The organism is Bacteroidia bacterium (genome assembly GCA_016218155.1).
GTDB lineage: Bacteria > Bacteroidota > Bacteroidia > Bacteroidales > GWA2-32-17 > GWA2-32-17.
On sequence record JACREQ010000041.1, the window covers coordinates 1 to 11,363 of the forward strand.

Below are 11,363 nucleotides of genomic sequence, written 5' to 3' on the forward strand. Positions count from 1 at the left end.
CTACTGGAATGGTGTTTAGTATGGCTATTGCATCACTTTCAGTCCATATTTTTGTTGGTGAACAAAAGATTAACGACTCAAATATTGATAGTTTTATATACAGCTCTCAAGTAATTTTTATAGTTTTTACTGTACTTTGTACAATTGGTGTATTTTCATCTTTTGTTGGGAAAAAACATTTAGCAAATCAACAATAATGTTACATTGGGTCAACATCAGACACAATAATAATTGATTTAAATGCCGGATCTGTTTTTAGTTCACTAATAGCTGAAGAAATAAGATCACGTACCTTTTGTAATGCAACTGTTTTCTCTACTTTTAAAATCATATGTCTGATATAAAAGGTTTGAATTTTGGAAATCACAGGTTTTTCGGGTCCAATTACACGACCTCCAAATATCTTTTTTAATATTATAGAGAAATTATAAGCTGCAGTCTGAGCAACCTCCTCCTGCTTATGTTTTATAATAAATTCTATCATTCGAGCAAACGGAGGATAATTATACTTTTGCCTTTCATTAATCTGCCAGTTAAATAATGACAAATAGTCATTTTCTATAACATACTTTATTACTGGGTGTTCCGGTTGACTAGTTTGTATAATAACCTTACCCCTCTCTCCTTTTCTGCCAGCTCTTCCACTTACCTGTGCCATTAATTGGAAACTGCGTTCATTTGCTCTAAAATCAGGGAAATTCAGCATATTATCTGCATTTAATACACCCACTAATCCAACATTATTAAAATCCAATCCCTTTGATATCATTTGCGTTCCGACAAGAATCTGAGTTTTTCCTGTTTCAAAATCTTCCATTATCAAATCTATTTTTCGTCGTGTTCGTGCTGTATCCATATCCAATCGTCCAATCTGATATTCAGGAAAAATAATTGATAAATCATCTTCAATTCTTTCGGTTCCGAAACCTTTCATTGTGACACCTGAGCTATTACATGCTGGACAAGTTGCAGGAACATTTGTTGAAAAGCCGCAATAATGACAAATCAACCTATTTTCGTATTTGTGATATGTTAGTTTTACATCGCAATGACGACAACCTGGAATCCAGTTGCAAACATTGCACTCTAACCATGGAGAAAAGCCTCTCCTATTTTGAAATAATATTACCTGTTTTCCACTATCTATTGTTTGCTTAATACTATCAAGTAACTGAGGTGAAAAATGTGATTTCATTTGTTTCTTCCTATGAGCTTCCTTGGTATCAACAACTATCATCGAGGGCATTTTAATATCCAAAAATCTTTTAGTAAGCTCAACTAAACCAAATCTATTTTCAAACGCGTGGTAATAACTTTCAATTGATGGAGTTGCAGATCCTAACAAAACTTTTGCACCATGCATTCTTGCAAGCATTAATGCACTGTCTCTTGCATTATACCTTGGTGCAGGATCAAATTGCTTATAGGTATTTTCATGTTCCTCGTCAACAATAACAAGACCAAGATTATTAAACGGTAAAAATACTGAAGATCTAACACCAAGCACAATTTTATAAGGATTTTTTGCTTGATTTTCCTGAAGAACATTTAAATATGTTTCAACTCTTTCAGAATCGCTAAATTTACTGTGATAAATTCCTACATAATTTCCGAACACTTTTCTTAGCCTGTTTATTATCTGACCTGTAAGCGCAATCTCAGGCAACAAATAAAGAACCTGCTTCCCTTGTTTTATATATTCATCTATTAAATGTATATAAATTTCTGTCTTGCCACTTGATGTAACACCGTGTAACAAAACCGTATCCTTTTCAATAAAATATTTTCTAATATTGTTTATAGCCTCTATCTGAATAACATTTAGCTCAGCTAACTCTGCATTTTCCTCAGAAAAATCAAACAATCTGCTTACTTCTTTTTCATATACCCTTAAAATATTCTTCTTTTGCAGTTCACGTAAAGCATTTGCAGCACCAGTAATCTGTTTTAGGAAATCTGTTTTCTTTAAACTTTTTTGTTCTGAAGTGAAAATTTTTGATAATCCGGCAAAAAGTAGTAAAACATCTGCCTGCTTCGGAGATTTACTTAATTTTTCGTATATAGAATTAAAATGTTCTTCATTTTCTATCTCAGGTGAAATTGAAATATATTCCTCAAATCTTGGGATATACCGCTCAGTAAGGGATTCCTCAACAACAATTATTTTTTTAGAAACCAAAGAACCAATTAGCATATATACATTTCGCTTTTCGGTTACCTTAATTACATCTTCTATAACAATACTCCCATGTTCTTTTAATAAATCAACAACAATAGTTTCATCGTCCAGTAATTCACCATGATTCATGAAATTTTCACCAGGAAGAATTACAGACTCACTTTCAAGCTTAAGACCTGATGGCAAAGCCGCTTTAAATACTTCACCAGGTGTACACATGTAGTACATGCTGATCCATTGCCAGAAAGTAAGCTGAAACTGATTAACTATAGGGTTGGCATCAATAATCTGAAGAATATCTTTAACCTCAAATTTAGGCTCGTTGTTATGAATATTGCAAACTATTGCAGTGTATAATTTCTTTTTACCAAACTGAACAACAACACGCTTACCTGGCTTTATCAATTTCACTAACGATTCGGGAACAGAATAAGTAAAATATCCCGGCAAAGCAAGCGGAAGTAAAACATCGGTAAAAGTTTGTTTTGTGGGCATTAAGAAAACTAATAAAAAAAAATTATTAAGTAACCATAACACTATTACAAATATGTAATAAATGCTACTTTATATTATAAAATTATTAAAAATAAATTTTTAAACTAGAATTACTTTATTCTTAATAAAAATCACACTTTAAACATTTAGAACCTCAACAAGTTCTAACAATTTAGGATCTATTGGCTTATGAGTTTTAACTGATTTACTGAAAGGGACGTATGCTACCTGTTGATTTTGAATGCCCACCATAATACTTCGTTGATCTTCCATTAATGCATCAACAGCAGCTGCACCTAAACGACTTGCCAAATAACGGTCATAAGCAGATGGAGATCCACCTCTTTGTATATGTCCAAGCACAGTTACACGAACACTATAATCGTGAAAATCTTTTTCAACCGCTTTAGCAATTTCAAATGCACCTCCGGCTTTTTCACCTTCGGCGACTAAAATAATGTTACTTGATTTTTTTCGTTTAAACCCATTCTCTAAATGCTCCTTTAAAGTTGCAAGAGGAGTTTCAACTTCTGGAATTAATACAGCTTCTGCACCACAAGCTATGCCTGCTCTTATTGCAATAAAACCAGCATCGCGTCCCATTACTTCGATAAAAAACAAACGTTCATGAGAACTTGCAGTATCCCGAATTTTATCAACAGCTTCAATAACTGTATTTAACGCAGTATCGTAACCAATAGTATCGTCGGTTCCGTAGATATCATTATCTATTGTTCCGGGAATACCAATACAAGGAATATCATATTTATTGCTAAATTCTAAAGCGCCTCTAAAAGAACCATCACCACCAATAATTACTAAGGCATCAATATTATTTAGTTTCAAATTCTGATATGCAGTCTCCATTCCTTCTGCTGTCATAAACTCCTTACTTCTGGCAGTTTTCAGAAATGTTCCACCACGCTGAACAGTGTTTGCAACATCGTGCGATTTAAGCTCCTTTATCTGATTAAATATCATTCCTTGATACCCATGACGAATACCAAAAACTCTAAATCCGTGAAAAATACCAGCTCTTACAACAGCTCTGATAGCAGCATTCATACCAGGTGAATCACCACCTGATGTAAGTACTCCAATGTTTGTAATTTTTCCCATAATATTATAAATTAAATTGTTTTATTTCATCTGAAATTTTTTCCATTAACCATCGAGGTGTTGATGTTGCACCACAAATACCAACTGTATCATTCTGTTTAAACCAGGCTTTGTCAACCTCAATTAATTCTGACACAAAATAAGTTCTTGGATTTGCTTCCTGACACACCTTAAAAAGCACTTTACCATTTGAACTTTTTTTTCCACTAACAAATATTACAACATCATGTTTTTCACAAAATATCTTTAGTTCGGTTTGTCTGGAAGATACTTGTCTGCATGTTGAGTCGTGAGAATTAAGAATAACCTCACCACCCATTTCTTCCATTCGTGTTTTAATTTCGTTTATTATCTCTTTATAACTTTCATTATTCTGAGTTGTTTGTGAAAATATTGTTATAGGTTTTGAAAAATCTATTTTATTTAATTCACTTACATCACCAACAACTATAGCTTTTCCATTTGTCTGACCAACCAATCCGTTTACTTCTGCATGTCCTTCTTTTCCATAAATAACAATTTGCCCATCCTGAGATGCCATATCGTTATAACCTATTTTAATATGATGCTGCAACCTAAGTACTACCGGACAAGTTGCATCTAAAAGTGTAATGTTATTTCTTTGAGCAATTTCATATGTTTGAGGTGGCTCTCCATGAGCTCTTATCAGAACAGAACAATCATGTAAATTTTTAAACTCATCATAGTCAATTGTTATAAGTCCCATTGATTTTAATCGTTCTACTTCTAAATTGTTATGAACTATATCTCCAAGACAATATAACTTTCCATATTTCAGCAATTCTTCCTCAGCTTTTTTAATTGCAAATACAACTCCAAAACAGAATCCAGAATTTTTATCTATTTCTACTTCCATACTCAAAGTTGATTTATCTTTTGCATTATCCACTCTAATTGCTCTTCGCGGTTTAGATTACTATTATCTAACAATATTGCATTTTCAGCTTTTCTTAATGGACTAACATCACGGTTCTCATCAATATAATCGCGCTGCTTTATATTTTCAACAATTTCATTTAATGTGGTCTGTATTCCTTTTTCATTCATCTCTATCATTCGTCGCTGAGCTCTTATCATCGGATCAGCTGTCATAAAAATTTTTAATTCGGCATTTGGAAAAACAACAGTTCCAATATCTCTCCCATCCATTACAATCTTTTTATTTTCTCCGATTTTTCTCTGTATAGCAACCAATTTCTGTCTAACCTCAGGAATTTTACTTACTATACTTACGTTTGAAGCTACCTCTGATTTACGTATTTCATCTTCAACATTTTCTCCATTTAACCAGGTTTCATTTTTACATGTTAATGCATTTAACTGAAAACGAATATCTATATTATTCAGATGCTTAAACAAAAGATCCTGATTTACTACAGAATCTTTAACAATACCATACCTTAAACAATATAGTGTTACAGCTCTATACATTGCGCCACTATCAATATAAACATAACCCAACATGGAAGCAATTGCCTTTGCTAATGTACTTTTTCCACAGGAGCTATAACCATCAACTGCAACAACTATATCTTTCATCAATAAAATAAAACATTAATAATAAACTTACAATTACTATTTAAATAGTAAAGCAAAATAAAAAACTAAAATTACAAGAAAATTTTAAGAGAATCGTTATTGCAAATCTTTTTTATAAAAATCACCAAGATTTGTACTGATAGAAAACATATTAGAAGCGCCTGCAAGATTATAAGAAGCTCTTGCATAACTAAAATGAAACTTAGATATTCTAAATCCAAAACCCCAGGAGGTTCCTACCATAAAAGGTCTGGTTTCAACAAGCATTTCTTTTCTTCGTTGATAATTATAACCCAATCCAACATAAAAACTTTTTGAAAGAATTATTTCTGCACCAATAATTATATGTCGCATAAATTCATCACCATTTTTTGCAAGTTTTGATTTTTCCTTTGTTTCACCTGTTATTAAATCTGCACTTGCAGTAGTCAGTTTAGGATCAGTAAAAGTTAATTTCCAGTTTTCTAAATGTTGTGCAGTAACTGAAATTCTTAAAGGTGCATATTTTAGTTTCTTTGTTATGCCAAGTTGTATATCAAAATCTATAGGCTCACGATGTCCTGCATAATATGATTTAATTTGAGTTCCTAAGTTTTTTATTACTAATGCTGTTGATAATTGTCTTTTCCTGTTTGTATATGAAATTCCTGCATCTGCTACCAAGCCAAATGACTTATAGTGCTCTAAAACTGAATAAACAGGTTTAATATTTACTCCAACTCTAAAAGAACTATCAATTGCACGACTAAACATTAAATTAAAAGCATATTCTGCCGCATAAAATTTTCCGGAAATTACACCAGCCTCATCAGTTGCATCAAATTTCCCATAATTAATGTGGTGAATTCCTATTGATGCCTCTCCATATTTAGGCACATTAAAAGCATAACCTACATAACCATAATTAATATCAGTAAAATAATTAACATAGTTTAATGCAAGATGCTTGCTCATGCTATCGTTAAGTAATGAAGGATTCTGATATGCTAGAGCAGGATCACTCTCATTTAATGTAATATTATTTCCACCCAAAGCAGCAACCCTTGGTGCATTTGTTAAATATAAAAACTGATAAACACCTGCACCGCCCATTTGCGAAAACGCTGACATGGTTGTTATTAAAAGTATAAAATAAAATAAAAAAAGTTGCTTCATTAAGCTAATTTTTAAAGTTCAAATATAATTAATAGTTAAAGTATTTTGTAATTTTCAATAATTATAAAACGGTAATTTAGAACGGAGGGTTTTATTTTTTATTGCTTTAAAAATAAAATCGTTTTGATTTTAAAAACAAATTTAATTAAGTTTATACATGAAAACATTTCAAATCACATAAAAATCTCTTAGGTTTGCTTTAAATATATCTTTATTATGAATATTATTCTTTTCGATGATTTTAGTTGGGACGAACTTCTTCCTTTAACTTTTACTAGGCCTGTTTCTGAAATTAGAATCGGTATTTTAACTATTCGTGAAAAATGGGAAAAACTAAGTACAAATAATATTTCTTATCATACCAGAGCTCATTTACAAGAAAAATTCCCTATAAATATTGGGAATGACAATCTTTTAATAAATAGCTGCCTATTACCAGATAAAGATTTATGTAAACTTGCTTTTTCTTGTCCTGAAAATATGGCATACATTAATGAAGGTCGTATTTTTATTGCAAGAATGAACAAAAATCAAACATGCGAGTTTATTGAAACCTTAAAACATTCTTGTAACACAAGCGAAATAGATATCCCTCCTCACTTATCAAATTTCTGCGATATATTTTCCAAAAATGGTGTTGAACTTGAAAATGATTTTCAATTAATAACCAAAGGACGAAAATCCCAAAAAGCAAGCAATACCAACCAATTAATAATACCAGAAAATATTTTTATTGAAGAAGGTGCAATTATTGAATGTTCAACACTAAATGCATCAAATGGAAGTATATATATAGGCAAAGATTCTGAAATTATGGAAGGCAGTAATATTCGCGGACCATTTGCATTATGCGAACACAGTGCTGTAAAACTAGGAGCAAAAATATACGGACCAACTACAATCGGTCCTTATTCAAAGGTTGGTGGAGAAATTAATAATTCTGTAATTTTCGGATTTACTAACAAAGCTCACGATGGTTTCTTAGGTAATTCTGTTATTGGCGAATGGTGCAATATTGGAGCCGACTCTAATAACTCTAATTTAAAAAATAATTACTCAAATGTTAAAATGTGGAATTATTCGCGCAAACAATTTGCAAACACAGGACTATTATTTGCAGGATTAATTATGGGCGACCATTCTAAATGCGGAATAAACACGATGTTTAATACAGGAACCGTTGTTGGGGTTTCGGCAAATCTTTTTGGGGCAGGCTTTCACAGAAACTTCATTCCTTCTTTCTCATGGGGTGGACCATCAACAGGGTACACAACAAATCAACTAAACAAATCACTTGAAGTTGCAAAAGTTGTATTTTCACGAAGAAATCTTGAATTAAGCGAAACTGACACAAAAATATTAGCATGGATTCACGAATACACCGAGAAGTACAGACAAATGCAGTCTGAATAAAGTTATGTGCTTTAATCAGTTTGCTACTGGCATTAAAATTGACTTATAAGCTGCCATTATTAAAATTAACGAGTAGCTGACAAAATGGCTTATTAAAGAATTAAAAAAAATGAGTTCAAAATATAAAATTGAAATATTAAATAACCTGGCATCACAATCACCTGATGACCCTGATTTCTTTCCAATTATTGTTGATGACGATAACGAAGTAAAAAATGAAGAAGGTGATACCGACAATTTACCAATTTTACCGTTAAGAAATACTGTTTTATTTCCTGGAGTTGTTATTCCCATAACAGTAGGCAGAGATAAATCACTTAAACTTATTCGTGAAGCAAATAAAAATAACAAATTGCTTGGAACTGTAGCACAAATTGATTCACAAATTGAAGACCCAAAGTTTAAAGATTTAAATAAAGTCGGAACATATGCTCAGATCATTAAAATTCTAGAGATGCCTGATGAATCCACATCTGTCATTATTCAAGGACGTGGAAGATTTGAAATAGAAGAAATGATTTCTGACGAACCTTATATTACTGCCAAAGTAAAAAAGATTGCAGAAACGCGCCCTAAAAAAGCTGATAAAGAATATAATGCAATTGTTTCTTCGTTAAAAGATTTAACATTAAAAATAGTAAAACTATCTAACAATATACCTAATGAAGCGTCATTTGCAATACGCAATATTGAAAACGCATATTTTCTTATTAATTTTATTTGTTCTAACAGCGATTTAAAACTTGCTGACAAACAAAAACTTTTAGAAATAAATGATCTGAAAGAGCGCGGAATGCAGGTTTTAGAAATGCTGATTAAAGAGGTTCAGATGCTTGAACTGAAAAACGATATTCAGTCAAAAGTAAAAACCGATTTAGACAAACAGCAAAAAGAATATCTTCTTCATCAGCAAATGAAGACTATTCAGGAGGAACTCGGAGGTAATCCTTTTGAGCAGGAAGTTGAAGAAATGAAGAAAAAAGCTGCTGAGAAAAAGTGGAGTAAAGAAACTGCAGATGTTTTTAACAAAGAGCTGGAAAAATTCAAACGAATGAATCCATCTGCTGCGGAATATTCTGTACAGGTAAATTATTTGCAGCTTATGGTTGACTTACCATGGAATGAATTTACAAAAGATAATTTTAATCTTAAACGAGCACAAAATATTCTTAACGAAGATCATTTTGGTTTAGATAAAGTAAAAGACAGGATATTAGAACACCTTGCAGTATTAAAACTAAAAGGCGACATGAAAGCTCCAATCCTTTGTCTGTACGGACCTCCGGGAGTTGGAAAAACTTCATTGGGAAAATCTGTTGCACGCGCACTTGGACGTAAATACGTACGTATGTCGCTTGGTGGCTTACACGATGAATCTGAAGTTCGTGGTCACAGAAAAACATATATTGGCGCAATGCCTGGCAGAATTATTCAGGGATTGAAAAAAATGAAGTCATCAAATCCTGTATTCATGCTAGATGAGATTGATAAGGTAGGAACAGATTTCAGAGGTGACCCTGCTGCTGCGCTTTTAGAAGTTTTAGATCCTGAACAAAACAATGCTTTCCACGATAATTATCTGGAAGCTGATTACGATCTTTCTAAAGTATTATTTATTGCTACAGCAAATCAAACAAACACCATAAATCCTGCTTTACGTGACAGGATGGAAATGATTGAAGTTAGTGGATATATTGTTGAAGAAAAAATTGAAATTGCTAAGCGTCACCTTATTCCAAAACAGTTGGAGGCACACGGCGTAAAAGCAAACCAGGTAAGCTTTCCAAAAGAAGTTATTGAACTAATTATTGAAGATTACACTCGCGAATCGGGCGTACGAGCACTAGATAAGAAAATTGCTAAGGTTATTCGTAACATAGCAAAAAATATTGCATTCAAACAAAAATACGAAGTTAGCTTAACAGTAGATCAACTGAGACAAATTTTAGGTCCTGCAGAATTTTCAAAAGACAAATATGAAGGAAACGAAGTTGCCGGTGTTGTTACAGGCTTGGCATGGACAGCAGTAGGTGGCGAAATTCTTTTTATTGAAACCAGTTTAAGTAAAGGAAAAGGAAACTTAACTCTTACAGGAAACTTAGGTGATGTTATGAAAGAATCTGCAGTAATAGCATTAGAATATATAAAATCTCATGCCAATACTTTAAAAATAAATAATGAGGTTTTTGAGAAATGGAACATTCACGTTCACGTTCCTGAGGGAGCAATTCCAAAAGACGGACCCTCAGCCGGAATTACAATGGCAACATCTTTAACTTCAGCTCTTACACAAAGAAAAGTAAGAAAAAACATAGCACTTACCGGCGAAATAACTTTAAGAGGTAAAGTTTTGCCTGTTGGCGGTATAAAAGAAAAAATTTTAGCAGCCAAAAGAGCCGGAATAGAAGAAATAATTTTATCGGCAGATAATTTAAAAGATGTTGAACAGATAAGTAAAATATATTTAAAAGGACTTAAATTTCATTACGTTAAAACAGTTTTAGACGTTTTAAATTATGCTTTAATGAAAGAAAAAGTTAAAAATCCAATAAGCTTAGCATAAACAAATTTTATATTAAAAATATTTTTATAATTTTGCATTCTCAAAATGGTGGGAATAGCTCAGTTGGTTAGAGCATCAGATTGTGGTTCTGAGGGTCGTGGGTTCGAATCCCATTTTCCACCCAAAAAAATCCCCAAATACATAATATGTACTTGGGGATTTTTGTTTTCAGCCTGATGCCAATTCTGCGTCAGTTATTGCCAATTATAAACATACAGGATTAAAATTTAAAATTGCAATTTTCGTTTGTGAAAAAATTTTGTAATTAGCGCTGTAATTGAAATAGTGCTTTTAATACGCGTGAGAGAAATTTTTTATGAAGTGAAGCCTATTGTGTGAAGCTGATATTTATGTAAATTGTTAAATTTTGCAGGCTTATACTTAAAGCTCGCCGTGATGAACAGCCTGCTATATTTTAACCGTGGATTAGCAGTAGTTTTATTTTCTATTTTTTATCCATTCAGCAATGGCAGAATTAAAGAAGTCCCTAGTTTCTGCGCTATCAGCATCAACATATACTTTAAATTTTTGACCATTAATTTTTTTAACTTCTAAGAATGAAGCATAAGTCAATGATGTTGTCAAAAAAGTTGTAATAATTGTGTCAATGTCACTGTAATATGCAAAATCAATATTTGTTTTATTTGTATCATTCTTGTCAATCCAATATGAGGCTATCCTTTTCTCAGTAAAGAAATTCCCTGATACTTTTATGTCTCCAAATGCACCTTGAGTTTTAAAAAGAATAATAGCCTCAACGCTATATTTAGCAGTCTTAAAATCGATAGGTGAATTTGTTTGGAGTTTTTTATCTTTATAGAACAAGGCATTATCTCTTATCTCCACCTTTAATTTAAGCTTAACCATCAGATCTTTCAA

The 11,363-nt window shown here is 32.2% G+C and carries 9 protein-coding genes and 1 tRNA gene; 4 read left to right on the top strand and 6 right to left on the bottom strand.

Features of this window, described 5'->3' with window-relative positions:
• A partial coding sequence (locus HY951_07455; protein ID MBI5539877.1) for an MFS transporter occupies window positions 1–197 on the top strand: 197 nt, incomplete at its 5' end.
• 2 nt (window positions 198–199) lie between these two features.
• Here the strand turns inward: HY951_07455 and priA are convergent.
• From priA to porQ, 5 genes are all read right to left on the bottom strand, one after another.
• Window positions 200–2,674, bottom strand: coding sequence for a primosomal protein N' (gene priA, locus HY951_07460; protein MBI5539878.1), 2,475 nt, complete (start codon window positions 2,672–2,674; stop codon window positions 200–202).
• 138 nt (window positions 2,675–2,812) lie between these two features.
• Window positions 2,813–3,793 carry a 6-phosphofructokinase gene (pfkA, locus tag HY951_07465; protein ID MBI5539879.1) on the bottom strand — a complete coding sequence of 327 codons (981 nt, stop codon included), beginning with the start codon at window positions 3,791–3,793 and terminating at the stop codon, window positions 2,813–2,815.
• 4 nt (window positions 3,794–3,797) lie between these two features.
• Window positions 3,798–4,670, bottom strand: coding sequence for a 4-hydroxy-3-methylbut-2-enyl diphosphate reductase (locus HY951_07470; GenBank protein ID MBI5539880.1), 873 nt, complete (start codon window positions 4,668–4,670; stop codon window positions 3,798–3,800).
• A 2-nt stretch (window positions 4,671–4,672) separates the two neighbouring features.
• Window positions 4,673–5,353, bottom strand: coding sequence for a (d)CMP kinase (locus HY951_07475; protein ID MBI5539881.1), 681 nt, complete (start codon window positions 5,351–5,353; stop codon window positions 4,673–4,675).
• 96 nt (window positions 5,354–5,449) lie between these two features.
• Window positions 5,450–6,508 carry a type IX secretion system protein PorQ gene (gene porQ / locus HY951_07480; GenBank protein MBI5539882.1) on the bottom strand — a complete coding sequence of 353 codons (1,059 nt, stop codon included), beginning with the start codon at window positions 6,506–6,508 and terminating at the stop codon, window positions 5,450–5,452.
• Window positions 6,509–6,724: 216 nt separating this feature from the next.
• Here porQ and HY951_07485 point away from each other — a divergent pair, with 216 nt between their 5' ends.
• The 3 genes from HY951_07485 to HY951_07495 all read left to right on the top strand — a co-directional run bounded on the left by HY951_07485 (window position 6,725) and on the right by HY951_07495 (window position 10,606).
• A complete protein-coding gene (locus HY951_07485; GenBank protein MBI5539883.1) occupies window positions 6,725–7,921 on the top strand; it encodes a GlmU family protein in 1,197 nt (398 codons plus the stop codon).
• 109 nt (window positions 7,922–8,030) lie between these two features.
• Entirely contained in the window at window positions 8,031–10,484 is a 2,454-nt protein-coding gene (gene lon, locus HY951_07490) for an endopeptidase La (GenBank protein ID MBI5539884.1), read from the top strand.
• Between the two features lie 48 nt (window positions 10,485–10,532).
• Window positions 10,533–10,606 (top strand) — tRNA-His (locus HY951_07495).
• A gap of 316 nt (window positions 10,607–10,922) precedes the next feature.
• Here HY951_07495 and HY951_07500 read toward each other — a convergent pair.
• A partial coding sequence (locus HY951_07500; GenBank protein ID MBI5539885.1) for a hypothetical protein occupies window positions 10,923–11,363 on the bottom strand: 441 nt, incomplete at its 5' end.